Origin of the sequence: Janthinobacterium leeuwenhoeki (genome assembly GCF_051380795.1) — a bacterium.
Lineage (GTDB): Bacteria > Pseudomonadota > Gammaproteobacteria > Burkholderiales > Burkholderiaceae_D > Janthinobacterium.
Window position 1 is genome coordinate 22,564 of the sequence record NZ_JBNYXT010000036.1, and the last position, 23,701, is coordinate 46,264.

21 protein-coding genes are annotated in these 23,701 nt (G+C 63.1%); 4 read left to right on the top strand and 17 right to left on the bottom strand.

Annotated features, from left to right (window positions below; genetic code table 11):
- Window positions 1–5: 5 nt before the first annotated feature.
- Window positions 6–1,142 (top strand): succinylglutamate desuccinylase/aspartoacylase family protein, encoded by a 1,137-nt coding sequence (locus ACQ4WS_RS21530; RefSeq protein ID WP_436479058.1) that lies wholly within the window; start codon window positions 6–8, stop codon window positions 1,140–1,142.
- An 18-nt stretch (window positions 1,143–1,160) separates the two neighbouring features.
- Complete coding sequence (locus ACQ4WS_RS21535; protein ID WP_101482831.1) at window positions 1,161–2,549, top strand: YfcC family protein; 1,389 nt, start codon at window positions 1,161–1,163, stop codon at window positions 2,547–2,549.
- A gap of 61 nt (window positions 2,550–2,610) precedes the next feature.
- Here ACQ4WS_RS21535 and ACQ4WS_RS21540 read toward each other — a convergent pair whose 3' ends face one another.
- On the bottom strand, window positions 2,611–2,808 hold the full coding sequence (locus ACQ4WS_RS21540; protein WP_131685576.1) for a hypothetical protein: 198 nt from the start codon (window positions 2,806–2,808) through the stop codon (window positions 2,611–2,613).
- 273 nt (window positions 2,809–3,081) lie between these two features.
- Here ACQ4WS_RS21540 and argH point away from each other — a divergent pair, with 273 nt between their 5' ends.
- Together argH and ACQ4WS_RS21550 are read left to right on the top strand one after the other, a co-directional pair.
- Entirely contained in the window at window positions 3,082–4,479 is a 1,398-nt protein-coding gene (gene argH, locus ACQ4WS_RS21545) for an argininosuccinate lyase (protein ID WP_436479059.1), read from the top strand.
- A 166-nt stretch (window positions 4,480–4,645) separates the two neighbouring features.
- A complete protein-coding gene (locus ACQ4WS_RS21550; protein ID WP_436479060.1) occupies window positions 4,646–5,869 on the top strand; it encodes a M24 family metallopeptidase in 1,224 nt (407 codons plus the stop codon).
- Here the strand turns inward: ACQ4WS_RS21550 and ACQ4WS_RS21555 are convergent.
- The 16 genes from ACQ4WS_RS21555 to paaE all read right to left on the bottom strand — a co-directional run bounded on the left by ACQ4WS_RS21555 (window position 5,866) and on the right by paaE (window position 23,681).
- Window positions 5,866–7,446: a methyl-accepting chemotaxis protein gene (locus tag ACQ4WS_RS21555; RefSeq protein ID WP_436479061.1), complete on the bottom strand. Its 1,581-nt coding sequence runs from the start codon at window positions 7,444–7,446 to the stop codon at window positions 5,866–5,868. The two genes, ACQ4WS_RS21550 and ACQ4WS_RS21555, sit on opposite strands and share 4 nt — an antisense overlap.
- Window positions 7,447–7,507: 61 nt before the next feature.
- Window positions 7,508–7,912, bottom strand: a complete 405-nt coding sequence (locus ACQ4WS_RS21560) for a type 2 periplasmic-binding domain-containing protein (protein WP_436479062.1) — start codon at window positions 7,910–7,912, stop codon at window positions 7,508–7,510.
- A 10-nt stretch (window positions 7,913–7,922) separates the two neighbouring features.
- A complete protein-coding gene (locus ACQ4WS_RS21565; RefSeq protein ID WP_436479063.1) occupies window positions 7,923–9,185 on the bottom strand; it encodes a hypothetical protein in 1,263 nt (420 codons plus the stop codon).
- A gap of 389 nt (window positions 9,186–9,574) precedes the next feature.
- Window positions 9,575–11,626 carry a phenylacetic acid degradation bifunctional protein PaaZ gene (gene paaZ / locus ACQ4WS_RS21570; RefSeq protein ID WP_436479064.1) on the bottom strand — a complete coding sequence of 684 codons (2,052 nt, stop codon included), beginning with the start codon at window positions 11,624–11,626 and terminating at the stop codon, window positions 9,575–9,577.
- A gap of 95 nt (window positions 11,627–11,721) precedes the next feature.
- Window positions 11,722–12,336: a phenylacetic acid degradation protein PaaY gene (paaY, locus tag ACQ4WS_RS21575; RefSeq protein ID WP_436479065.1), complete on the bottom strand. Its 615-nt coding sequence runs from the start codon at window positions 12,334–12,336 to the stop codon at window positions 11,722–11,724.
- Between the two features lie 88 nt (window positions 12,337–12,424).
- Window positions 12,425–13,156 carry an ABC transporter ATP-binding protein gene (locus ACQ4WS_RS21580; protein WP_353659931.1) on the bottom strand — a complete coding sequence of 244 codons (732 nt, stop codon included), beginning with the start codon at window positions 13,154–13,156 and terminating at the stop codon, window positions 12,425–12,427.
- Window positions 13,153–13,908, bottom strand: coding sequence for an ABC transporter ATP-binding protein (locus ACQ4WS_RS21585; protein WP_278317074.1), 756 nt, complete (start codon window positions 13,906–13,908; stop codon window positions 13,153–13,155). The genes ACQ4WS_RS21580 and ACQ4WS_RS21585 overlap by 4 nt, the downstream gene beginning before the upstream one ends.
- 1 nt (window position 13,909) lies before the next feature.
- Entirely contained in the window at window positions 13,910–14,893 is a 984-nt protein-coding gene (locus ACQ4WS_RS21590) for a branched-chain amino acid ABC transporter permease (RefSeq protein WP_436479066.1), read from the bottom strand.
- Window positions 14,890–15,768, bottom strand: coding sequence for a branched-chain amino acid ABC transporter permease (locus ACQ4WS_RS21595; protein ID WP_436479067.1), 879 nt, complete (start codon window positions 15,766–15,768; stop codon window positions 14,890–14,892). The genes ACQ4WS_RS21590 and ACQ4WS_RS21595 overlap by 4 nt, the downstream gene beginning before the upstream one ends.
- A gap of 84 nt (window positions 15,769–15,852) precedes the next feature.
- Window positions 15,853–17,004 carry an ABC transporter substrate-binding protein gene (locus ACQ4WS_RS21600; RefSeq protein WP_436479068.1) on the bottom strand — a complete coding sequence of 384 codons (1,152 nt, stop codon included), beginning with the start codon at window positions 17,002–17,004 and terminating at the stop codon, window positions 15,853–15,855.
- 83 nt (window positions 17,005–17,087) lie between these two features.
- Entirely contained in the window at window positions 17,088–18,293 is a 1,206-nt protein-coding gene (gene pcaF / locus ACQ4WS_RS21605) for a 3-oxoadipyl-CoA thiolase (RefSeq protein ID WP_436479069.1), read from the bottom strand.
- Window positions 18,294–18,315: 22 nt separating this feature from the next.
- Window positions 18,316–19,644: a phenylacetate--CoA ligase PaaK gene (gene paaK, locus ACQ4WS_RS21610; RefSeq protein WP_436479081.1), complete on the bottom strand. Its 1,329-nt coding sequence runs from the start codon at window positions 19,642–19,644 to the stop codon at window positions 18,316–18,318.
- Window positions 19,645–19,712: 68 nt separating this feature from the next.
- Window positions 19,713–20,138 carry a hydroxyphenylacetyl-CoA thioesterase PaaI gene (gene paaI / locus ACQ4WS_RS21615; protein ID WP_436479070.1) on the bottom strand — a complete coding sequence of 142 codons (426 nt, stop codon included), beginning with the start codon at window positions 20,136–20,138 and terminating at the stop codon, window positions 19,713–19,715.
- A gap of 10 nt (window positions 20,139–20,148) precedes the next feature.
- Window positions 20,149–21,717, bottom strand: coding sequence for a 3-hydroxyacyl-CoA dehydrogenase PaaH (gene paaH, locus ACQ4WS_RS21620; RefSeq protein ID WP_436479071.1), 1,569 nt, complete (start codon window positions 21,715–21,717; stop codon window positions 20,149–20,151).
- 1 nt (window position 21,718) lies between these two features.
- The gene (paaG, locus tag ACQ4WS_RS21625) at window positions 21,719–22,510 is read right to left on the bottom strand and encodes a 2-(1,2-epoxy-1,2-dihydrophenyl)acetyl-CoA isomerase PaaG (protein WP_436479072.1); all 792 of its coding nucleotides are present in this window, start codon (window positions 22,508–22,510) and stop codon (window positions 21,719–21,721) included.
- 91 nt (window positions 22,511–22,601) lie between these two features.
- Window positions 22,602–23,681 (bottom strand): 1,2-phenylacetyl-CoA epoxidase subunit PaaE, encoded by a 1,080-nt coding sequence (gene paaE, locus ACQ4WS_RS21630; RefSeq protein WP_436479073.1) that lies wholly within the window; start codon window positions 23,679–23,681, stop codon window positions 22,602–22,604.
- Window positions 23,682–23,701: the final 20 nt, after the last annotated feature.

Consider the following 23,701-nt stretch of genomic DNA (forward strand, 5'->3'; position numbering starts at 1 on the left):
TCACCATGCAAGTACAACAGCATCCCATCTCCACCGCGCACGCCAGCGTATCCTGCCAATTGAGCAGCTTTCACTTCGGCGCCGCGGCAGCCTACAGCCGCAGCGGTAAGAAGGTCTACATCCAGGCGGCGCTGCATGCTGACGAGGTGCCGGGCATGCTGGTGTCGCAATTTCTGCGCCGCGAACTGCTGGCGCTGGAAGCGGCGGGCAAGGTGCATGGCGAAATCATCCTGGTGCCGGCCGCCAATCCGATCGGCCTGGCGCAAGCCATCCATGGCGCGCCGTTCGGCCGCTTCGACCTGACCACCGGCATCAACTTCAACCGCGCCTACCGTCATGTGGCCGATGAATTGAAAACCACGCTCGATGGCCAGCTGGGACAGGATGCGCAAGCCAACGTGGCGCTGATACGCGAGCATGCGCGCGCCGCCGTTGCCGCCTGGCGGCCGTCCACGGATGCGGAAACGCTGAAAAAAACCTTGCTGGGCATGGCCATCGACGCCGATATCGTGCTCGACCTGCATTGCGATAACGAGGCGGCCCTGCACATTTACACAGGCACGCCGCTGGCGGCGCAGATCGCGCCGCTGTCCGCGCTGTTGGGCGCGCGCGCCGTGCTGCTGGAACTGGCGGCCGGCGAAGAGCCGTTCGACGAAGCCTGCAGCCGATTGTGGTGGGATCTCGACGCGCACTTCCAAGGACGCTATCCGATACCCGCCGCCTGCCTGTCGACCACCGTCGAGTTGCGCGGCGAAGTGGAAGTGAGCTACGCCCTGGCCGAACGCGATGCCACCGCCCTGCTGCGTTTTCTCGCCATCGAAGGCGTGCTGGAGATAGACGGCGCCGGTGACGATCTGCCCGCACCGCAATGCGAGCCGACGCCGCTGGCCGGCGTGGAACCGATCCTCGCGCCGCATCACGGCGTGCTGGTCTACCTGCGCGAAATGGGCGAGGTGCTGGCCGCCGGCGACGCGATAGCCGACCTGATCGACCCCGTCAGCGGCGAGACGACGACCTTGCGCTGCACGGTCGCCGGCGTCTTTTTTGCGCGCAGCGCCCACCGCCACGTCCTGCGCGGCATGAACGTCGGCAAGGTCGCTGGCGCAGTCGCCTTCCGCGGCGGCAGCCTGCTGAGCCAATAACTGACACTAAAAAGCGCCATGAGAAAATTCAAGCTCCCCAACACCTTCGTCCTGCTGTGCGGCATCCTGGCCATGATCGCGCTGGCGACGTGGCTGGTGCCAGGCGGGAAATTCGACACGCAACTGGTGAACGGCAAGCAGCTGATCATCCCCGGCACGTTTCACTATGTCGACAACAAGCCGCAGGGACTTGCCGCCCTGATGATGGCGCCCATCAAGGGCTTCGTCGACGCCAGCCTGATCATCGGCTTCGTGCTGATCGTCGGCGGCGCCTTCGCCGTACTGCAAAAAACGGAAGCCTTCGATTCCCTGATCAAGGCCATCGCCAAGGCGCATACCAGTTCGCGCTTCGTGCGCGCCGCCATCATCCCTGTATTCTTCACCATGTTCTCGCTCGGTGGCGCCACTTTCGGCATGAACGAGGAGGCGATTCCCTTCATCCTGATCTTCGTGCCGCTGGCGCTGGCGCTGGGCTATGACACCATCACGGGGGTGTCGATTCCCTTCATCGGCTCGCAGGTGGGCTTTTCCGCCGCCTTTTTGAACCCATTCAACGTCGGCATCGCGCAGGGCATCGCCGGCGTACCGATTTTTTCCGGCATCGGCTACCGCCTGATCGTGTGGGCCATCGCCACGGCGGTCAGCATCGTGTTTTTAATGTGGTACGCGGCGCGCATCAAGCGCCATCCGGAAAAAAGCCCGACCTATCTGCTCGACATCGAAAAGCGCAGTGAACACTCGATGGATCTGGACAGCTTTGCCGGCATGACGCGCACGCACCGCGCCGTGCTGTGGATTTTCATGGCGACCCTGCTGACGATGGTCGTCGGCGTCGTCAAGTACGACTGGTTCATCGATGAAATCGCCGCCCTGTTCCTGGTGATGGCCATCGTCGTCGGCCTGGTCGGCCGGCTCGACATGGACAGTCTGGTGGCGTCTTTCGTGCAGGGCGCGCGCGACATGGTCAGCGTGGCGCTGGTCATCGCGCTGGCGCGCGGCACCATGATCCTGGCGCGCGACGCGCAGATCATCGACACCATGCTGCACGCATTGACGCCCCTGGTGGCATCGTCGAGTCCCGTCTTCGCCGCGCAAAAGATGTTCTTCATGCAGTCGGTGATCAACTTCTTCATCCATTCCGGCAGCGGCCAGGCGGCCCTCACCATGCCGATCATGGCGCCGCTAGCCGACCTGGTGGGCGTGACGCGCCAGACCGCCATCCTGGCTTTCCAGTTCGGCGAATTCACCACGCCGATGATCCCCACTTCCGGCATCACCGTCGGCGTGCTGGCGCTGGCGCGCGTGCCCTGGATTACCTGGGCCAAGTGGATGATCCCGCTGCAGCTGATTTACCTGGTGCTGGCGCTGCTGCTGCTGATTCCCCCCTGCCTGATGCACTGGCAGTAAAACGGAGTGCGCGATTGGCCCATGCCGATGGCAGGCCGACAAATCTGGCATTGCGCCGCGCTTACAGCGCCGCTTTTTCTTCCGCGCTCAAACGCTTGGCGCTGACGTACACGGTGTGCATGGTGGCTTGATCGGCACTGGCAAGGATGGGTGCCGGCGCGGCGCGGAACTTCGGCACGGCGGCAGTGGCCAGGCTGGTGGCAGCGGCGATGGCGATGATGGCGACGAAGATGGCTTCCATGTTTTTAGCGATGTTCATGATATTTTCCTTGAGGTTGAGGGACGTTGCTGTTTGTCCTGCGATGATTGAACTGTAGGCTGATCGCCCCTGAACTACCATCGGATTGCGACCAAACGCACGATTCGCGGGACAGAATACAAAAAACCCGGATGGAACGCGCAAGCCCGCCTGCGCCTGCCATTTGATGCTTGCCAGCCCCATTCCTGGCCATTTCAGCGCCCTCCAAGCCCCTAAAAGCCCTACCGCCGGCCAACCTTGTTTATAATCGCCTTACACTAAAGGACTTCTTTCATGACTGATCAATTCTCCAAAAAGGGCGAAGCCTGGTCGGCCCGGTTTTCCGAACCGGTCTCGGACCTCGTCAAGCGCTACACAGCTTCTGTATTTTTTGACAAGCGCCTGGCGCTGTTCGACATCGAAGGTTCGCTGGCCCATGCGGAAATGCTGCATGCGCAAGCCATCATCAGCCCGGCCGACTACGCGGAAATCCAGCGCGGCATGGCGCAAATCTCGCAGGAAATCGCCGCCGGCCAGTTCGAATGGCTGCTGGACCTGGAAGATGTCCATCTGAATATCGAAAAACGCCTGACCGAGCTGGTAGGCGATGCTGGCAAGCGTTTACACACGGGCCGTTCGCGCAACGACCAGGTGGCGACCGACATCCGCCTGTATGTGCGCTCCGCCATCGACGACATCACCGCCCTGTTGGCGACGTTGCGCAGCGCGCTGACGGACCTGGCCGAGCAGCATGCCGACACCATCATGCCCGGCTTTACCCACATGCAGGTGGCCCAGCCGATCACCTTCGGGCATCACATGCTGGCGTATGTCGAAATGTTCGGCCGCGATGCCGAGCGCATGGCGGACTGCCGCAAGCGCGTCAACCGCCTGCCGCTGGGCGCCGCCGCCCTGGCCGGCACCACCTTCCCCATCGACCGCCTGCGCGTGGCAAAAACGCTGGGCTTTGACGACGTGTGCCACAACTCGCTCGACGCCGTCTCGGACCGCGATTTCGCCATCGAATTTTGCGCCGCCTCCGCCGTGCTGATGATGCACGTGTCGCGCATGGCCGAAGAACTGGTGATCTGGATGAGCCCACGCATCGGCTTCATCGACATCGCTGACCGCTTCTGCACCGGCTCGTCGATCATGCCGCAAAAGAAAAACCCGGACGTGCCGGAACTGGCGCGTGGCAAGACCGGCCGCGTGTATGGCCACCTGATTGGCCTCTTGACCCTGATGAAAGGCCAGCCTCTGGCCTATAACAAGGACAACCAGGAAGACAAGGAACCGCTGTTCGACACCGTCGACACCGTCATCGACACCTTGCGCATCTTCGCCGACATGGCCGGCGGCATCAGGGTGAAGCCGGAAGCGATGCGCGCGGCAGCCCTGCAGGGTTATGCCACGGCGACCGACCTGGCCGACTACCTGGTCAAGAAGGGCTTGCCGTTCCGCGACGCCCATGAAGCGGTGGCCCTGGCCGTGCGCGCCTGCGTCGACGCCGGTTGCGACCTGGCCGACCTGTCGCTCGAGCAGCTGCGCGCGTTTTCCCCGTTGACGGGCGAAGACGTGTTTGCCGTGCTGACCCTGGAAGGCTCCGTTGCCGCGCGCGACCATGTGGGCGGCACCGCGCCACGCCAGGTACGCGCCGCGATCGCCCGCGTGCGTACGCAGCTGGAAAAATAGACGGGTTCCGTCTCGCCAGCGCCCCGCCGCATCGCTGCCGCGGGGCGTTTTTCATTGCGCGACGATTTTCGACAATCCAGAAAAGGCAGCGCCGGGACTCAAGCCGAAAGGCGCAAACTGATATCATGCGTCCTTTCCGTATCACGCATCGAACAAAGGAGCAGGCATGAGCATAGGTGGCACTTCCATCGAACAGGCATTGGCATCGTTGTCGGACATGACGGGCGGCATGGTCGCCATCGGCAAGGACGAACACGCGCAACGCATCGCCAAGGCGCAAGCCTTCATGCGCGAAAAGGGCATCGCCGCGATCTACCTGAACGCGGGCGCCAACCTCACCTATTTTACGGGGACCAAATGGTATGCCAGCGAACGCATGGTGGGCGCCATCCTGCCCGCCAGCGGCGACATCGAATACATCGCCCCTGCCTTCGAGGAAAGCACCTTGCAAGGCTTCATGCTCATCGAGGGCCGTGTCAATTGCTGGGAAGAGCATGAAAGCCCATACCAGCTGTTCGTCGACGTGCTGGCGCGCATGGGCGTGGTACAGGACGCGCACCAGCCACCGCGCGTGGGCATCTGCGAAAGCGCCGCCTTCTTTATCTACGACGGCATCCGGCCGCTGGCCCCGGGCTATGCGCTGGAAAACGCGCGCGCCGTCACGGCGTATTGTCGCAGCCGCAAGTCACAGGCAGAAATCGCCCTGATGCAGCGCGTGATGGACATGACCCTGGCCGTGCACGTGGCCACGGCCAGCATGCTGTACGAAGGCATCACCACGGTGCAAGTGGAAGAATTTATCCAGCGCGCGCACCGCAAGGTAGGTGCGCCCCGCTCGTATTTCTGCATCGTGCTGTTCGGGGAGGCGACCGCGTATCCGCATGGCGTCAATTACGTTCAGACCTTGAAGGCAGGCGACACGGTGCTGATTGATACGGGTTGCCAGGTGATGAACTATATCTCCGACATCACGCGCACCTATGTGTTTGGTACGATCAGCGCACGCCAGCGCAGCGTGTGGAACAGCGAAAAGGCCGCACAGGCCGCCGCATTCGCCGCCGCGCAGCTGGGCGTGCCCTGCGGCGACGTGGACCGCGCCGCGCGCGTGTCTCTGGAAGCGGACGGCTTCGGCCCCGGCTACAAGCTACCCGGCCTGCCGCACCGCACGGGCCACGGCATCGGCCTCGATATCCACGAGTGGCCTTACCTGGTGGGCAATGACACGACACCGCTCGACGTAGGCATGTGTTTCTCGAACGAGCCGATGATCTGCATCCCCGGCGAATTCGGCATCCGCCACGAAGACCATTTTTACATGACGGAAAACGGCCCGCGCTGGTTCACGCGGCCGGCGCACAGCATCGACGATCCGTTCGGGCTGCAGGCTTAAACCTCCCTCGCCAATGCCAGCCGCCGTGTCGCCGGTGCGGTGGCAATCGCCGGCACGCCGTCCTGCGCCAGCTTGAAGACGGCCAGCGCCGTGCCCAGTTGCACGGCCTGTTCCTGAAGCGATTCGGCCGCCGCCGACGCCTCTTCCACCAGCGCGGAGTTTTGCTGGGTCATCTGGTCCATGCTGCCGATGGCCACGCCGATGTCGCCGATGCCGGCGCTCTGCGCCTGGCTGGCCGCGCTGATCTCGGCCATGATGTCGGCCACTTTCTTCACCGAATCAACGATCTGGCCCATGGTCAGCCCCGCCTCGTCGACCAGCTTCGAACCCACGTTGACCTTGGCCACCGAATCGCCGATCAATTGCTTGATTTCGCGGGCGGCGCCGGCGCTGCGCTGCGCCAGGTTGCGCACTTCGGACGCCACCACGGCAAAGCCGCGCCCCTGCTCGCCCGCGCGTGCCGCTTCCACTGCCGCATTCAATGCCAGGATATTTGTCTGGAAAGCGATGCCGTCTATGACGCCGATGATGTCGACGATGCGCCTGGACGAATCATTGATCTCACCCATGGTGGTAACCACCTGGCTGACTACCTGCCCGCCTTTGACCGCCACCACGGATGCCGACACGACCAGTTCATGCGCCTGCCCTGCATTGGCGGCGTTATCGCGCACGGTACTTGTGAGGCTGTCCATGCTGCGCGCCGTCTGATCCAGGCTGCCCGCCTGCGACTCCGTACGCGCGGCCAGGTCCGCATTGCCTTGCGCGATTTCCGCGCTGGCCACCTGGATGGTTTCGGCCGATGCCTTGATGCCAGACACCATCCCGGCCAGGCGGCCGCGCATCTCCTTCAGCGCCGCCAGCAAACTGGCCTGGTCGCCCGCCTCGGTGGTGATCTCCATCGAGAGGTCGCCGTCGGCCACGGCGCGCGCGATCTGGCGCGCATATTCGGGTTCTCCGCCCAGTTGCTGCCAGATGGCGCGCACGACGAAGTGCGATACGGCCACCAGGCAGACGATGACGGCCAGCGCCACGACGATGCTGGTATTGAGCGCATTGCGCACATTGGCCGCGCTGCGCTCGATGCCCTGCTTGAACTGCAATTGCGCCAGTTCGTTGGTCTTCGCCAGGTCGGTATTGAGCACGGTCAGCGCGCCCTGCATGCTCGCCACGGTCGCTTGCGGGTCGCCCTCTTCCATTTCCAGCATGATGCGCGCCGCGCTCAGCGCCGGCGCATAGTAGGCATCGAATTCCTTGGCCAGGCGCTGACCCTGCTCGCGCTGGCCGGGGATCGCCGCAAAGGCATCCAGCTTGGCGCGCAGCTTGACGGCCTGGCCGCCGACTTGCCCGATACGCTCTTTGTCACCCTCGCTGACGGCATCGCGCAGGGCATCGCCGACGGCGGCCACGTCCAGGGTCAGCGACTTGGCCATGTCGAGCACGGGATAGTCGGCGCTTTCGGTGGCGTGAATGGAATTGAGCGCGGCCGTAGACAGGTAGGCACTGACGGCCAGCCCCAGCCCGAAAATCACGGCCGAGACGACAGGCAGCGCCCATATCTTGCGTTTGATGCTCATTGCTGTCTCCTGATATTGATGAATTATCGGGCCGCCGCATGGCGCGCGGCCCGAACCGGCTTTATGGCGCCGTCAGCACCACTTTGACGCTGCCGTCGACGGCACTCTTTTCGATATAGCCAATGGCTTTCGGATCGGCGGCCACGGCCTTCTTCACGTCGGCGCTATTGGCCACTTCCTTCGGCAAGGTCGCCTTGCCCGTGAAGACCAGCTTGGACCACAGGGCCTTGGCTTGTGATGGCTCCTTGTCCGTCACCTTCTTGTAGAACTCGGCGCGCACGGGGGCGCTTTCCGGCTGGTCGATCGGCGTCATGGCCGTCGATTTTCCGAGGAAAAATTGCGCCACCTGTTCGTTCGTCATCGCGCCGGCGGCGCTTTTGGGATTGACCACCACGACCACTTCGGCCATCGCAGGAACAGCGGTCGACAAGGCCAGCAAGGCAGCCGCAAAAATGTAGGGTTTCATGCGGCGCTCCTTAGAAAACAAAATCGATGGCGGCTGCTGCCACCGTGACGGGACCATGGAAGCCTGGCTTGGCTTGCACGAACAGGCCCGGGCCATTCTTAGGCTTGATGCGGTCGATCTGCACTTTCAGGGCGGCCGAACGGTGGAAGTCCCAGCGCACGCCGATGCTGTCCGTCGATTGCTCCAGCTGGTTGCGCATGGTGGCCAGGGTATCGACGCCGGCCGACAGGGCGCGCAGGGTCGGCGTGCAAGCGGCCGGATAGCCGGCAGGGCAGGATGCGGGCACGGTGTTGTTCACGCGGCCATCGGCCTTCAGGCTGGCGTGGCTGTAGTACGGCAGGAAGGCGCCGATGCGGTAGCCACCCATCACGTACCACGAAGTGCTGTCGCTGACATAGCTGTCCGTCTTGCGCTTCGCATATTCGGACTGCACCAGCACATTGTTCCAGTCCAGGCCCAGGCCCAAGGACGTGAAGGACGCTTTCTTGTCCTTGACTTCCAGCGCATCGGCCAGCGCGCCAAGCTGGGTGATCCGGTAGCCGCTGCCGGCTGCGCGCAAGCTGCCCATCAAGGTATTCAGACTGGGTGAATCGTTGATCGTCAGCTTGGTCTCGGCGCGGCCGAAACGCACAGTAACGGGGCCATGTTCGGCCACTACGTTGAGGGCGACGATGGACTTGCCTTCCACCTGCACGGTGGAATCGGGCCCCGTGGCCAGGGTGGCCTTGGTGCGGCCCAGCGCCAGCTGCGTAGTGATGCTGGTGTCGCCCGCGCTGAACTGGTAGGTGCCGTCGATGCCGTCGATACTGTTCAGGGGCACCTGCGAATACATTTCGCCCGGCGGGCGCAGCATGGTGTTGGTATAGCCCACGTTACGGTAATCGGAAATCATGAAGACGGGCAGACCCATACGACCAACGCGCACACTGAAGCTGTCCGACACCTTGGCCTTGGCGAAGGCCCACGCCAGTTCGGCACCAAAATCATCCTCGCCATCCTTGCGCGCCAGACCCTGCACGGTGGCCGACAACCAGGGATTGACGGTGACATTGGCTTGCAGGCCCAGGTTGGAATCGACACCGGTGCGGGCAGTGCGGCCGGCGCCGGCAGCCTGGTTCGGGCGCGCGAACTGCGCGTTATCGGTATCGGCCATGGTCAGGGCTGCACTGCCGTAACCGCTGATCTTGACCGCGGGACCAGTGGCCTCGTCGGCGTAGGCGTGGCTGATGGCCAGGGGCATGGCCAACAGGAAAATCAGGACGTGTTTATTCATAGTAATCAAATACCCGTAGCGGTGAACATTTATCGTGGAGTGGACTCGAGGTCGACGGCTCACCGGCCGTAAAAGGCCGGGTCCGTTTTTTCGCGCCGCCATCGCCTGGGGCGTGCATGGCGGCGTGACCAGTGAGTAAAACCATGCTACAGAGAAAAGGTTTTACGTTGGAAAGTTTTCTTGAGGCAATGAGCGAATTCGCCGCTTTTCACGAAAAAAGCACGCGTTCTAGAGGGATTTATCTAAATAGCACGCGGTGCAAAACCACACTTTCGCTATATTTTTCATATACTTATGGATAATTCAAGACAAAAAGAATTTGGATAAAAAAAGCGCCACCCGCGCAAAGATCGCGGGTGGCGCTGGCCGATGCCGTGCTGCAGAAACGCTTACTCGCGCTTCGACACCAGGGTCAGAATGTCGTAGCTGGCCACCAATTCCTCGTTCTGGTTGGTCACCTGCACGTCCCACGCGACCACGCCCTGGCCCACGCCAAAGACGTCCTTGCGGTTGCGGTCGACCTTGCGCTTGCAGGTCAGGCGGGCGCGGATGGTGTCGCCGATGGCGACGGGGGCGACGAAGCGCAGATTATCCAGGCCATAGTTGGCCAGCACGGGGCCGACGCCTGGCGAGACGAACAGGCCGGCAGCAGCCGACAGCACGAAGTAGCCATGGGCGATGCGCTTGCCGAACTGCGATTCCTTGGCCGCGATTTCGTCGAAGTGCATGTAGAAGAAGTCGCCCGAGATGCCGCCAAAGGCAACGATGTCCGCTTCGCTGACGGTGCGGCGGTGCGTTAGCAGCGAGTCGCCCGTCTTCAAGTCTTCGAAGTGCTTGCGGAACGGGTGGATCGGGCTTTCATTGACGTCCGCGCCGCGCACGTATTCGCCGGTGATCGCCGCCAGCATGGTCGGTGAACCTTGCACAGCCGCCCGTTGCAGGTAGTGGCGCACGGCGCGCACGCCACCCAGTTCCTCGCCGCCGCCCGCGCGGCCAGGGCCGCCGTGCTTCAGTTGCGGCAAGGGCGAGCCATGACCGGTCGAATCGACGGAGGCCACGCGCTCAAGCACGTGCACACGGCCATGCGTGGCCGCCACTTGCGGCACAACGCGCGCCGCGATCTTCGGATCGCGCGTCACCAGGGTGCTCACCAGACTGCCCTTGCCGCGCGCGGCCAGGGCCAGCGCTTCATCGATATCGTTGTAGCCCATCATGGTGCTGACGGGGCCGAATGCTTCCACGTCATGCACGGCGTCGTTGCCGAAGGCGTCGCGGCACAGCAGCAAGGTCGGCGAGAAGAAGCTGCCGTCAAGGGCGCCATCGCCCAGGGGATTGAAACCGTCAGCCGCGCCGAACACCACTTCGTTACCTTGCGACAGGGTGGCGACCCGCTCGGCCACGTCCTTCTGCTGCTCTTTCGAGGCCAGCGCGCCCATGCGCACGCCTTCGATGGACGGGTCGCCCACCACCACCTTGGCCAGGCGTTCGCGCAGGCGCGTGCCGACGGCGTCCATCAGGTGCTCGGGTACGATGATGCGGCGAATCGCCGTGCACTTCTGGCCCGACTTGCCCGTCATCTCGCGCACGACTTCCTTGACGAACAGGTCGAATTCCACGTCGTCTGGCGTGACGTCCGGCGCCAGGATGGCGCAGTTGAGCGAATCGGCTTCACCGTTGAAGGGTACGGACTGGGCGATCAGGTTCGGATTCGTACGCAGCTTGGCTGCTGTGGCGGCCGATCCCGTAAAGGTGACGAAGTCCTGGCCATTCAGGCGGTCCAGCAAATCGCCCGTGGAGCCGATCACCAGTTGCAGGCTGCCGGCCGGCAGCAAGCCCGATTCATGCATCATGCGCACGACGGCCTGCGTCAGGTAGCTCGTCGCCGTGGCCGGCTTGGCGATGCAGGGCATGGCCGCCAGGAAGCTGGGCGCGAATTTTTCCAGCAAGCCCCAGATGGGGAAGTTGAAGGCGTTGATGTGCACGGCCAGGCCGCCGCGCGGCACCAGGATATGCGTGCCGGCGAAGCCGCCCTTCTTGCCCAGCGCGATGGCCGGGCCTTCATGCAGCACGTTCGATGACGGCAGCTCGTTGCTGCCCATGCTGGCGTAGGCGAACAGGGTGCCCGTGCCGCCTTCGATGTCGACCCAGCTATCGGCGCGCGTGGCGCCCGACAGGTGAGAGATCGCATACAGCTCTTCCTTGCGCTCGACCAGGTACAGGGCCAGCGCCTTCAGGCGCGCGGCGCGCTGCTGGAAGTCCAGCGCCATCAGGCCCGGCACGCCCGTCTTGCGGGCATACGTGACGGCTTCGTCGAAATCGATCTTTTCCGCATGCGTGTGATAGATGACGCGGTTGTTCAAGGCGCTGTGCAGGGGCACGGCGGCGCTTTCGCCCAGCCAGCGGCCGGCGATCAGGCTTTGCAGGGTGGATATGTGAGCCATGTGGTTTCTCCGTAAAACGAGGGTGTTGGTGACGTTGGTGTGGTGTCGGATTACGCGGGGCGCTGCCCCGCTAATCCGACCTACGCCCATATTGTTTATTGCGCTGCTGCGTTCTTGTGCAAATGCAGCGGCAAGGCGGATTCGAAATTCAGGCGCTGGCGGCCGGCCTCGACTTCCGTCAGGGCTTCCACTTCGCGCATCGTCTGCATGGAGCGCACGGCCAGTTCGTGGTACTGGCCCGTGCCCGAACTTTTCCATTTGATTTCATCGTCGGTGAGCGCCCGTATCACCTTGGCGGGCGTGCCCACCACCATGCTGCGGGGCGCGACGATCATGCCCGCCTTCACAAAACTCATGGCCGCGACGATGGATTCCTCGCCGATGATGGCGTTGTCCATCACCACCGCATTCATGCCGACAAGCGCATTGCGACCGATGCGGCAGCCATGCAGCACGGCGCCATGGCCGATATGGCCGTCGCTCTCGACCACCGTGTCGCAGCCGGGAAAACCGTGCATGACGCAGGTATCCTGCAGATTGGCGCCCTCTTCCAGGATCAATCGGCCGAAGTCACCGCGGATCGAGGCCAGCGGGCCGATGTAGCAGCGCGGACCGACGATCACGTCGCCAATCAGCACGGCCGATGGATGCACATAAGCGCTGGGGTGGACGACGGGGGTGACGCCGTTGATTTCGTAGACTTTGACCATACTCACTCTCCAATACACATGTCGCGCAAGCTATTTCTAAACGCAGCGTAGAGCTGGGGTCAGACCCGACGGGTCTGACCCCGGATTTTTACATGCCCAGATAGGCGCTTTGTACCTGCTCGTTATGCAGCAATTCAGGACCGGGACCGGACAGCGTGATGGCGCCCGTCTCGATCACATAGCCCACATCGGCGATCGACAGGGCGGCGTGCGCGTTCTGCTCGACGAGGAAGATGGTGATGCCCTGGTCGCGCAGTTCGGCCACGATGCGGAAGATTTCCGCGATCAAGAGCGGCGCCAGGCCCATGCTCGGTTCGTCGAGCAGCAGCAATTGCGGGCGTCCCATCAGCGCGCGCGCCATGGCCAGCATCTGCTGCTGTCCGCCCGACAAGGTCCCGGCCAGCAGCAGCCGCTTTTCCTTCAAAATCGGGAACAGGCCGTACATGCGTTCCATGTCGCCCGCCACGTCCTGTGCCGGGCGCGTAAAGGCGCCCAGGCGCAGATTGTCTTCCACCGTCATGGGGCCGAACACTTGCCGTCCTTCCGGCACCTGGCAGATACCGGCACGTACGCGCCTGTCGGCGCTCATGCGGCTGACGTCCTGACCGGCGAAGGCGATGCTGCCGGCGCTGATCGGCTGCACGCCGGAAATCGCCCGCAACAGGGTCGTCTTGCCGGCGCCATTCGCGCCCACCAGCGCCACCAGCTGGCCCTGGCGCACCTGCAAGTCGATGCCGTGCAGGGCCTGAATGCGGCCGTAATGGCTGGTCAAGCCGGCGATATCGAGCACCAGCGGAGTTTGAGGTTTTTCCAGCATCATGCAGCCACTCCCAGATATGCCGCCACCACGTCGGGGTTCGCGCGCACTTCGGCGGCAGTCCCTTCGGCAAGCTTCTTGCCATAGTCGAGCACCAGGATATGGTCCGACAGATTCATCACCAGTTTCATGTCATGCTCGACCAGCACCACCGTCACGCCCGATTGCGCAACCTTGCGTATCAAGGCTTCGATCTCGCCCGTCTCCGTATGGTTCAGGCCAGCCGCCGGTTCATCGAGCAGCAGCACTTTCGGCTTGGCCGCCAGCGCGCGGGCGATTTCCAGGCGCTTCAAGGCGCCATACGACATCTGTCCCGCCTCGTCATCGATATGCCGGCCCACGCCGACAAACTCCATCAGACCCGCCGCCTCGTCGCGGCAAGCGGCATCGGCACGGCGCACGGAGGGGAGGCGCAGCATGGAGGCGAACAGGTTCTGGTTCAGGCGCAAATGCGCGCCCACCATCACGTTATCGATGGCCGTCATGTTCATGCACACTTGCAGATTCTGAAAGGTGCGGCTCATGCCGCGCCGCGCCAACGCATCGGGCGACATGGCGGCCACGTTCTCGCCATTGAGCAAAATCTCGCCCTTGCTCGGCGTGTACACGCCCGTGATCAGGTTGAACAGCGTCGTCTTGCCGGCGCCATTCGGCCCGATCACGGAATGGATATTGCCTTCCTTGACGGTAAAGCTCACGTCCTGCACCGCATGCACGCCGCCAAAGCTCTTGCTCAGATTGTTAATCGTCAGCATCTCACACCTCCTGCGCGGATTTGACGGGCGCCTTGGGCGTGGCGGCCCGCTTGCGCGAACGGCTGGCCAGGCTGGGTACCAGACCCTTGGGCATGAAAATCATGGTGGCCATCAGGATCACGCCGAAGACCACCGTTTCCCAGCCTTCGAAACTGGACAGCAGTTGCGGCAGGATCGTCAGCAGGGCCGCACCGATGATGGAACCGAAGATCGACGCCATGCCGCCCACCACGACCATCGTCACCAGCTCGATCGAGTGGAAAAAGCCGGCCAGGTTGGGGGTAATAAAGCCGATGTAGTGGGCGCTGATGCTGCCCGCGATACTGGCAATGACGGCCGACAGCACGAACACGCGCACCTTGAAGCGGGTCGTGTCGACGCCGACCACGCGGGCCGCCACTTCCGAGCCGTGGATTGCCTGCAGCGCGCGCCCGACGGGCGAATCGATCAGGTTCAGGGCCAGCCACGTGACCAGCAACAGCAGCACGGCGCACAGGATGTACCACGATTTTTCACCGGTGATTTCGAGGCCGGCGACACTGAAGGCGGAGACGCCGATGCCGTCCGGGCCGCCCGTCCACTGCGTCTCGTTGTTGATGACGATGGAAATGATGATGCCCAGTCCCAGGGTTGCCATGGCCAGGGTATGGCCCTTGAGTTTCAATACAGGACGGGCCAGCAACAGCGCCAGCAGCCCGGTAGCGACGGCGCCGGCGGCCAGCGCCGCCAGCGGCGGCCAGGCATAGTGCGTGGTCAGCACGGCCGACGCATACGCGCCCAGGCCGTAGAAGCCCGCGTGTCCCAGGCTGATCTGGCCCGTATAGCCCATCAGGAGGTTCAGGCCGATGACGACGATGGCGTTCAGGGCAATGCGGATCGCCACGTCATAGTAGAACGCATTGCTGAGGAACAGCGGCAGGATGGCCAGCACCAGGGCCAGCACCAGCAAGCCACCGTGGCGCGAGCGGGTCAAGAAATTCTTCATACACGCTCCGAATTTTTAGCGCCAAACAAGCCTTGCGGCAGGAAGAACAGGATCAATAAAATCAGCACGAAGGGCACGGCATCCTTATAAGCCGACGAGATGTAGCCGGCCGTCATGGCTTCGGCGATGCCCAGGATCAGGCCACCGGCAATCGCGCCCGCGCCGCCGCCCAGACCACCCAATACGGCGGCGACAAAGCCTTTCAGGCCCAGCATGATGCCCGCGTCATACGAGGTATACGTGATCGGCGCAACAAGGATGCCGCCCGCCGCGCCCAGCAAGGCCGACAGGCCGAACGAGAACAGCAATACCTTGCGCGTGTTGATGCCCACCAGTTGCGCGGCCAGCTTGTTGTGCGAAGTGGCCAGCATGGCCTTGCCCATCAGGGTGCGACCGAAGAACCAGCCCAGGATCAGCACGATGACGACGGTCACGCCCAGCACCCAAAGGCTTTGCGGCAGCAGGCTGGCGCCCAAAAATTCGATCGGCGCGTCGCCGGAAAAGGCCGGCAGCGAGTGGGTATCCTTGCCCAGCCAGATTTGCACCAGGCCGCGCAGCACCAGCGAGGCGCCGATGGTGATGATCAGGAGGGTGATGACCTGCGCGTTCTGCGCTGGCTCGATCACGGTTTTTTCCATCAGCAGGCCAACGATACCGGTGGCGATGACGGCCAGGATAATGGCCAGCGGCAGCGGCACGCCGGCGGCGGACATCACGGCAGCCAGCATCCCGCCCAGCATGATGAATTCGCCCTGGGCGAAGTTGATCACGCCGCTGGTGTTGTAGATGATGGTAAAGCCCAGCGCCGCCAGCGCATAGGCGGAACCGACCGTCATCCCGGAATACAGAAATTGTAGAAATTGAGCGACTTCCATGGTGTCTCCATTATGTTCGGCTATGCGCGGGCCACCTTCGAGGGCGGCCCGCGCAGGTACTTCTGGCTTACCTTATTGCGAACATCACTTCGACAATTGCCATTCGCCGTTCTTCACTTCGACCATGCGGAAAGCCGACAGGTCCAGGCCCATGTGGTCTTTCGCCGACATGTTGAAGACGCCGGTCGTGCCGACAAAACCCTTGGTCGTTTCCAGTGCCGCCCGCACTTTTTCGCGGTCTGTGCCGCCGGCGCGCTTGATGGCGTCCACCGAAAGGTTCAGGGCGTCGAGCGCATAGCCGCCGAAGGTCGATGGGTCGATCTTGTAGCGGTCTTTATACGTCTTGTCGTAGCCGACGACGATAGCCTTTTGCGCGTCGCTGTCCGGCAGCATGGCGCCAATCAGCAGGGCCGGCGTTGGCAGGCGCACGCCTTCGGCGGCCTTGCCCGACAATTTGAGATATTCATCGGACGCCACGCCATGCGACTGGTACAGCGGCAACGCGGCCATGCCCAGCTGGCCGTAGTTCTTAGTCACGACCGCCGGGCCCTGGCCCAGGCCGAAGACGAAGACGGCCTGCACGCCGGCAGTATTCTTGATGCGCGTGAGCTGCGCCGTGATGTCCGTGTCTTTCGGGCCGTAGGTTTCATCGGCCACCAGCGTGATGCCATATTTCGAGGCGACGACCTGCGACTCCTTGCGGCCCGAAGCGCCAAAGCCGCTCGTTTCCGACAGCAGGCCCACCTTGCTGATGCCGCGCTTCTTCATGTCCTCAAACACCTTCTCGGCCGCCATGCGATCCGTATGCGGCGTCTTGAACACCCATTTCTTGACCGGGTCGATGATGACCACGGCGCCCGCCAGCGAGATGAACGGCATGCTGGCGCGCTCCACCAGCGGCGCCATCGCCATCGTCGCGCCGGTGGTGGTGCCGCCAATCAGCACGTCGACCTTGTCCGACTCGATCAGACGCTTGGTAAAGCCGTTGGCCTTGGCCGCATCGCTGCCATCGTCGTAATGCACCAGCTCCAGCTTGCGCCCCAGGACGCCGCCGGCCGCGTTGATCTTCTCGATATACAGCTGCAGGGTTTTCAGTTCAGGGTCGCCCAGGAAGGCGGCCGGTCCCGTGACGGACAGCACGGAACCGATCTTGATGTTATCGGCCGCATACGCGCCCGCGGCGGACATGGCCAGCACGCCGGCGATCAGGGTTTTCTTGAAGATATTGGCAATCATTATGGTCTCCACCAGGTTGGCACTACGGTCAATGTATGGTTGGCGCTATTTTTACAAGCCTGCGCCTTTTTAGTTTTTACTTTTTATACGCGTTCAATCACTACAGCAATCCCCTGCCCCACGCCGATGCACATGGTGCACAGCGCATAGCGCCCGCCTGTGCGTTCCAGCTGGTTCAGGGCTGCCATCACCAGACGCGCACCCGATGCGCCCAGCGGATGGCCGATGGCAATCGCGCCGCCATTCGGATTCACGTGGGCCGCATCGTCCGCCAGGCCCAGGTCGCGCGTCACGGCCAGGGCTTGCGCGGCAAACGCTTCATTGAGTTCGATCACATCCATCTGCTCGATGGTCAATCCTGTCTGCGCCAGCACCTTGCGCGAGGCGGGCGACGGGCCAAAACCCATGATGCGCGGCGCCAGACCGGCCGTGGCCATGCCCAGCACTTTTGCGCGCGGCGTCAATTTGTATTTATCGACAGCGGCGGCCGACGCCAGCAGGATGGCGCAGGCGCCATCGTTCAAGCCCGAGGCATTGCCGGCCGTGACGCTGCCATCCACTTTCACGACGCCCTTGAGTTTCGCCAGCATCTCGATGGAGGTATCCGGACGTGGATGTTCGTCCATCGTCACCATCTTCGGTTCGCCTTTTTTCTGCGGCACGGCGACAGGCACGATTTCACGCTCGAAGACGCCGGCCGCATGGGCGGCGGCCCAGCGCTGCTGGCTGCGCAAGGCCAGACCATCCTGATCGGCGCGACTGATGCCAAATTCCACGGCCACGTTTTCCGCCGTTTCCGGCATGGTATCGATGCCGTACTGCGTTTTCATCTTGCCGTTGACGAAGCGCCAGCCCAGGGTCGTATCTTCGATTTTCGCCGCGCGCGAGAAGGCGCTGTCGGCCTTGCCCATCACGAAAGGCGCGCGCGTCATGCTTTCCACGCCGCCGGCGATGATCAGTTCCGCCTCGCCCGCCTTGATGGAGCGGGCAGCCATACCCACGGCGTCCAGACTGGAACCGCACAGGCGGTTGATGGTATTGGCGGGCACGTCGGCCGGCAAGCCGGCCAGCAACGCGGCCATGCGGCCCACGTTGCGGTTGTCTTCGCCCGCCTGGTTGGCGCAGCCGTAGAACACGTCGTCGATGGCGGACCAGTCGACGGACGGGTTGCGGGCGATCAGCGCGGCAATCGGCAGCGCGCCCAGGTCGTCCGCGCGCACGCTGGCCAGCGCGCCGCCATAGCGGCCAAAGGGAGTGCGTACGGCGTCACAGATAAAGGCTTCGTTCATATTGGCTTCCTTGTTCGGGCTATCAGGAGAAAATCTTCGGGCGCTGGTCAACCACGCGGCGGGCCTTGCCCGTCAGGGTGCGTTCGATGCCGGCAGCGGCCACCAGGCGCACGCGCGTGCTCACGCCCACGTGCGTCTTGATGCGGTGTTCCAGCTCGCGCGCCAGGGCGTCCGTTTCACTGGCCGAGATGGTGGACGTCAGGTCGAGGCGCAGCTCGGCCACCACTTCGAGCTTGTCGAGATGGCCGTCGCGCGTGACCACCAGCTGGTATTGCGGCGCCAGCTTCGGCATTTTGAGGATCAGCTCTTCGATCTGCGTGGGGAAGACGTTTACGCCGCGGATGATCAGCATGTCGTCCGAACGGCCCGTGATCTTGCCGATGCGGCGCATCGAGCGCGAGGTCGGTGGCAACAAGCGGGTCAGGTCGCGCGTGCGGTAGCGGATGATGGGCAGCGCTTCTTTCGACAGCGAGGTAAACACCAGCTCGCCCTCTGCGCCGTCCGGCAGCACTTCGCCCGTTTCGGGGTCGATGATTTCCGGGTAAAAATGATCTTCCCAGATGACGGGACCGTCCTTGCTCTCGATGCATTCGGACGCCACGCCAGGGCCCATCACTTCGGACAGGCCATAGATATCGACGGCGTCGATGCCGGCGCGCGCCTCGATTTCCGAACGCATGGCGTCCGTCCACGGCTCGGCGCCGAAGATGCCCACCTTCAGCGACGATTCGGCCGGGTCGAGGCCCTGGCGCGTGAATTCCTCGATGATGTTGAGCATGTACGATGGCGTGACCATGATGATAGACGGCTTGAAATCCTGGATCAGTTGCACCTGCTTTTCCGTCTGCCCGCCGGACATCGGAATGACGGTGCAGCCCAGGCGCTCGGCGCCGTAATGCGCGCCCAGGCCGCCCGTGAACAGGCCATAGCCGTAGGAGATATGCACCATGTCGCCCGCGCGACCGCCGCCGGCGCGGATCGAACGCGCCACCACATTGGCCCAGGTATCGATATCGTTCTGCGTGTAGCCGACCACCGTGGCCTTTCCCGTGGTGCCGCTGGACGCGTGGATGCGCACCACTTGCTCGCGCGGCACGGCAAACAGGCCAAACGGATAATTATCGCGCAAGACTTTTTTATCGGTGAACGGGAATTTCGACAAGTCGGACAGCGACTTCAGGTCGTCCGGATGCACGCCCGCTGCGTCAAAAGCGGCACGGTAATGGGGCACGTTGTCATACGCGTGCTTGAGCGTCCATTTCATGCGTTCGAGCTGCAGCGCCTGCAGTTCATCCTTGCTGGCGCGTTCGATCGGCTCCAGGTCATTCGGGGCGGGATAGCGTTGGACCATCATTGTCTCCTAATTGGTTCTTTAACTTTTCAAATCAGCTGCGGCAGTTCAAAGCTGCTCTTGTCACTTCACCCGCTAATGACTTCACCGGCCACGCGGATCGACTTGCCGCGGAAAAGCGCGATGGCGCGCCCTTCCTGGTTGCTGACCTTGACGTCGTAGACGCCGCTCTTGCCGGCCAGCGCCTGTTCGACGGCGTGCGCCGTCAGCACGTCGCCCTCGCGGCCCGGCGCCAGGTAATCGATGGTGCAGCCGGCGCCGACCGTGTTCATGTTGTAGCTATTGCAGGCAAACGCGAAGGCACTGTCGGCCAGGGCGAAGATGAAACCGCCGTGGCAGGTCTGGTGTCCGTTGAGCATGTCGGCGCGCACCGTCATCGTCATGCGCGCATGGCCGGGGCCCACCTCGGCCAGGGCGATGCCCATGGCAGCCGTGGCGTTGTCGCGCGACAGCATGGAAGCGGCGGCTGCTTCGGCCAATGCTTGTGCAGTCATGTTGTGATCTTCATTCGGCATGAAACGTCGCTCCAGTGGCAAGTTTGCGGCGCAGCAGCGGCGAAACACGGTAGCGGTCTTCGCCATAGCCATGCGCCAGGTGGTGCAGCACGGTCACGATGTGTTGAATGCCCACCGCATCGGCCCAGGCCAGCGGTCCGCGCGGATAGTTGACGCCCTTCTGCATGGCGATATCGGCGGCAGCCACCGTGCACACGCCCTGGTTGACAGCATCGGCTGCCTCGTTGGCCAGCATGGCGACCGTGCGCATGACGGCCAGGCCAGGCACGTCGTCCAGGCGCGTGACGATGAAACCGGCCGCCTGGAACAGGCCGACGACGGCCACATAGGCGGCATCGCTGCACTGGTCGGCACGCGCCACGGCGATGCGTTTTGCCCCGGCGTAATCGAGCGCCAGGTCGAACAGCACCGTGTCCGGATGCTGGTTATCGTGCGCGCGCTGGGTAGCGCTGCGCCCATCGGTCAGATAAATCGCGGCGCCATGGCAATGCAGGGCGGGCGCCTCGTCGTGTGTCTGGCCTTCCTGCATCACGCGGCGGCTCACGTTGATGCCCGCCTGCTCCAGGCGCTGCACCAGGCTGCGAATGACGCCGCTGTGGCCACGGCCATCGCCGCCGATGGCCGCCGACAGGGCAACAAATTCCGGCTTCGGTTGCGCGCTTTCCTCCTTCGCCACGGGGGCAGGCGCGCCTTCGTGATACTGGTAAAAGCCACGGCCCGATTTGCGACCCAGGAAACCGGCGTTGACCATTTCCTGCTGCAGCACGGACGGCGTGAAGCGCGGGTCGTTGAAATAGGCGCCGAACACGGATTGCGTGACGGAGAAATTCACGTCGTGGCCAATCAGGTCCATGAGCTCGAAGGGGCCCATGCGGAAACCGCCTGCTTCGCGCAGCACGGCGTCGATGGTGGCGGCATCGCCCGCCTGTTCGTTCAACAGGCGCCAGCCTTCCGCGTAAAACGGACGCGCGACACGGTTGACGATGAAGCCGGGCGTCGATTTCGCATGCACGGGATTCTTGCCCCAGGCAATCGACGTGTCATACACGGTGGCGGCGACTTGCTCGCTGGTAGCCAGGCCACTGATCACTTCCACCAGCGCCATCAAGGGAACCGGGTTGAAGAAGTGCATGCCGACCAGGCGTTCCGGGCGGCGCAGCTTGGCGGCGATGGCCGTCACGGAAATCGACGAGGTGTTCGTCGCCAGGATGCAGTCGTCGCTGACCACAGCTTCCAGTTCGGCGAACAGGCCGCGCTTGACGTCGAGGTTTTCCACGATGGCTTCCACCACCAGCGCGGCATCTGCAACGTCGGCCAGGCTGCCGGCAGCCTGCAGGCGCGCCGTGGCGGCGGCCGCTTCGTCCACCGTCATGCGGCCCTTTTCCGCCAGCTTTGCGTACATCTTGCCAATATCGAGCAATGCCTTGCTCACAGCTTCCGCGCGCGTGTCGTACAGTTTTACCCGGTAACCGGCAGCCGCCGCCACCTGTGCGATACCGGCGCCCATGGCGCCGCTGCCGATGACGGCGACGATACTGTTGTTTGCCAATGCGGTCATATCAATGTCCCTTGAATTGCGGTGCGCGCTTTTCCATGAAGGCGGCCACGCCTTCGCGGTAATCGTCGCTGTTACCGAGTTCGCTCATCATGCGCGCTTCCAGCGCCAGCTGCTGCGGCAGGGTATTGGCGCCGCTGGCGGCCAGCGCCTGCTTGGTATAGGCCAGGCCCTTGGTCGGCGCCGTGGAAAAGTGCACGGCCAGCTTGCGCGTTTCTTCCGCCAACTGGGCGTCGTCCACGCATTTCCAGATCAAGCCCCAGTCTTCCGCTTTTTCCGCCGTCAGTTTTTCGCCCAGCATGGCCAGGCCCATGGCGCGCGCCGAACCGATCAGGCGCGGCAGGAAGAAGGTGCCGCCCGTGTCCGGGATCAGGCCCAGTTTGCAGAACACTTCCACGAAACTGGCCGACTTGCCGGCGATAACGATGTCGCAGGCCAGCGCCAGGTTGGCGCCCGCGCCGGCGGCCACGCCGTTGACGGCGCAAATCACGGGCATCGGCAAGGCCTTCAAGGCCAGCACCAGCGGCGCATAGTTCTTTTCCACCGACTCGCCCAGGTCCACGCCCTTCGAGCCGGGTTCCACGGCGCGGTCGGACAAATCCTGGCCCGCGCAAAAGCCGCGGCCCGCGCCCGTCAGCACGAACACGCGCACGGCACTGTCGGCGTTCACTTTCGCTATCGCGTCACGCACCTCCTCGTGCATGGCTTGCGTAAAACTGTTGAGCTTGTCGGGGCGGTTCAGGGTCAGGGTGGCGATGCCCTGCTCGATGGTGAAGAGGATGTTTTGGTAGCTCATGACGTGTCTTGGTTTTTTAGTTATCAACCCAAGGACAAGTGCCGGGGTCGGACCTTAAGGTCCGACCCCAGTCCTCGCTTGGGGTCTGATGTTATTCGGCCTGGTCGAAGTCGACCACGACCTTGTCGGTGAGCGGGAAACTCTGACAGCTGAGGACGAAGCCGCGCGCTACTTCATAGTCTTCCAGCGCGTAGTTGACGTCCATTTCGACCTTGCCATCGAGGATCTTGCAGCGGCAGGTCGAGCACACGCCGCCCTTGCACGAGTAGCGCATGTCGATGCCCTGACGCAGCCCCGCATCGAGGATCGATTCCTTGTCCTTGTCCATCGTGAAGGTGGTGTGGTTGCCATCCATGATGACGGTCACTTCCGTTTCCTTCACGGCGCCCGCATCGAGCTGCGCGCGCGGCTTATGAAAGTTTTTCGGGATGCTGGCGGCGAACAGTTCGATCTTGATATTTTGCTTCGGCATGCCGGCCGCCTGCAGGGCGGAGGAGACGCCCAGCATCATGTCTTCCGGACCGCAGATGAAGGCGTTGTCGTAGTCTTCGACACGGATCCAGTGCTGCAGGAACTGCTCGCATTTTTCCTGCGTGATGCGGCCGTTGAACAATTCGATATCCTGCTGCTCGCGGCTCATCACATAGACCAGGTTCAGGCGCTCCAGGTACACATCCTTCAAGTCCGTCAATTCTTCCTTGAAGATGACGGACGACGAGGCGCGGTTGCCGTAGAACAGGGTAAAGCGGCTCAGGGGTTCCGTCAGCAGGGTCGTCTTGATGATGGAGAGGATGGGCGTGATGCCGCTGCCGGCCGCAAACGCCAGGTAGTGCTTGCGGTTGACGCAGTCGAGCGGCACGTTGAAGTGGCCCATGGGCGGCATCACCTCGATGGTGGCGCCAGCTTTCAGGGTGTCATTCGCCCAAGTGGAAAAGGCGCCGCCGGGCGCGCGCTTGATGGCCACGCGCAGCGTGCCGTCCTGCACCGCCGAACAGATGGAATACGAGCGACGCACGTCTTCCGCATTGATATTGGCGCGCAGGGTCAGGTGCTGGCCCTGCTGGAAGCGGAACTGCTGCTGCAGGTCGGCTGGCACGTCGAACGTGACGGCGATGGTGTCGCGCGTTTCGTTGCGCACGTTCGATACGCACAGCGGATAAAATTTACTCATGCTTCATCTCCAGTTTCTTC

What these genes read in the sequence shown, in the direction of transcription:
- ACQ4WS_RS21530 (WP_436479058.1), top strand. Translation starts at nt 6, where the DNA reads ATGCAAGTACAACAGCATCCCATCTCCACCGCGCACGCCAGCGTATCC.
- ACQ4WS_RS21535 (WP_101482831.1), top strand. Translation starts at nt 1,161, where the DNA reads ATGAGAAAATTCAAGCTCCCCAACACCTTCGTCCTGCTGTGCGGCATC.
- ACQ4WS_RS21540 (WP_131685576.1), bottom strand. Translation starts at nt 2,808, where the DNA reads ATGAACATCGCTAAAAACATGGAAGCCATCTTCGTCGCCATCATCGCC.
- argH (WP_436479059.1), top strand. Translation starts at nt 3,082, where the DNA reads ATGACTGATCAATTCTCCAAAAAGGGCGAAGCCTGGTCGGCCCGGTTT.
- ACQ4WS_RS21550 (WP_436479060.1), top strand. Translation starts at nt 4,646, where the DNA reads ATGAGCATAGGTGGCACTTCCATCGAACAGGCATTGGCATCGTTGTCG.
- ACQ4WS_RS21555 (WP_436479061.1), bottom strand. Translation starts at nt 7,446, where the DNA reads ATGAGCATCAAACGCAAGATATGGGCGCTGCCTGTCGTCTCGGCCGTG.
- ACQ4WS_RS21560 (WP_436479062.1), bottom strand. Translation starts at nt 7,912, where the DNA reads ATGAAACCCTACATTTTTGCGGCTGCCTTGCTGGCCTTGTCGACCGCT.
- ACQ4WS_RS21565 (WP_436479063.1), bottom strand. Translation starts at nt 9,185, where the DNA reads ATGAATAAACACGTCCTGATTTTCCTGTTGGCCATGCCCCTGGCCATC.
- paaZ (WP_436479064.1), bottom strand. Translation starts at nt 11,626, where the DNA reads ATGGCTCACATATCCACCCTGCAAAGCCTGATCGCCGGCCGCTGGCTG.
- paaY (WP_436479065.1), bottom strand. Translation starts at nt 12,336, where the DNA reads ATGGTCAAAGTCTACGAAATCAACGGCGTCACCCCCGTCGTCCACCCC.
- ACQ4WS_RS21580 (WP_353659931.1), bottom strand. Translation starts at nt 13,156, where the DNA reads ATGATGCTGGAAAAACCTCAAACTCCGCTGGTGCTCGATATCGCCGGC.
- ACQ4WS_RS21585 (WP_278317074.1), bottom strand. Translation starts at nt 13,908, where the DNA reads ATGCTGACGATTAACAATCTGAGCAAGAGCTTTGGCGGCGTGCATGCG.
- ACQ4WS_RS21590 (WP_436479066.1), bottom strand. Translation starts at nt 14,893, where the DNA reads ATGAAGAATTTCTTGACCCGCTCGCGCCACGGTGGCTTGCTGGTGCTG.
- ACQ4WS_RS21595 (WP_436479067.1), bottom strand. Translation starts at nt 15,768, where the DNA reads ATGGAAGTCGCTCAATTTCTACAATTTCTGTATTCCGGGATGACGGTC.
- ACQ4WS_RS21600 (WP_436479068.1), bottom strand. Translation starts at nt 17,004, where the DNA reads ATGATTGCCAATATCTTCAAGAAAACCCTGATCGCCGGCGTGCTGGCC.
- pcaF (WP_436479069.1), bottom strand. Translation starts at nt 18,293, where the DNA reads ATGAACGAAGCCTTTATCTGTGACGCCGTACGCACTCCCTTTGGCCGC.
- paaK (WP_436479081.1), bottom strand. Translation starts at nt 19,644, where the DNA reads ATGGTCCAACGCTATCCCGCCCCGAATGACCTGGAGCCGATCGAACGC.
- paaI (WP_436479070.1), bottom strand. Translation starts at nt 20,138, where the DNA reads ATGACTGCACAAGCATTGGCCGAAGCAGCCGCCGCTTCCATGCTGTCG.
- paaH (WP_436479071.1), bottom strand. Translation starts at nt 21,717, where the DNA reads ATGACCGCATTGGCAAACAACAGTATCGTCGCCGTCATCGGCAGCGGC.
- paaG (WP_436479072.1), bottom strand. Translation starts at nt 22,510, where the DNA reads ATGAGCTACCAAAACATCCTCTTCACCATCGAGCAGGGCATCGCCACC.
- paaE (WP_436479073.1), bottom strand. Translation starts at nt 23,681, where the DNA reads ATGAGTAAATTTTATCCGCTGTGCGTATCGAACGTGCGCAACGAAACG.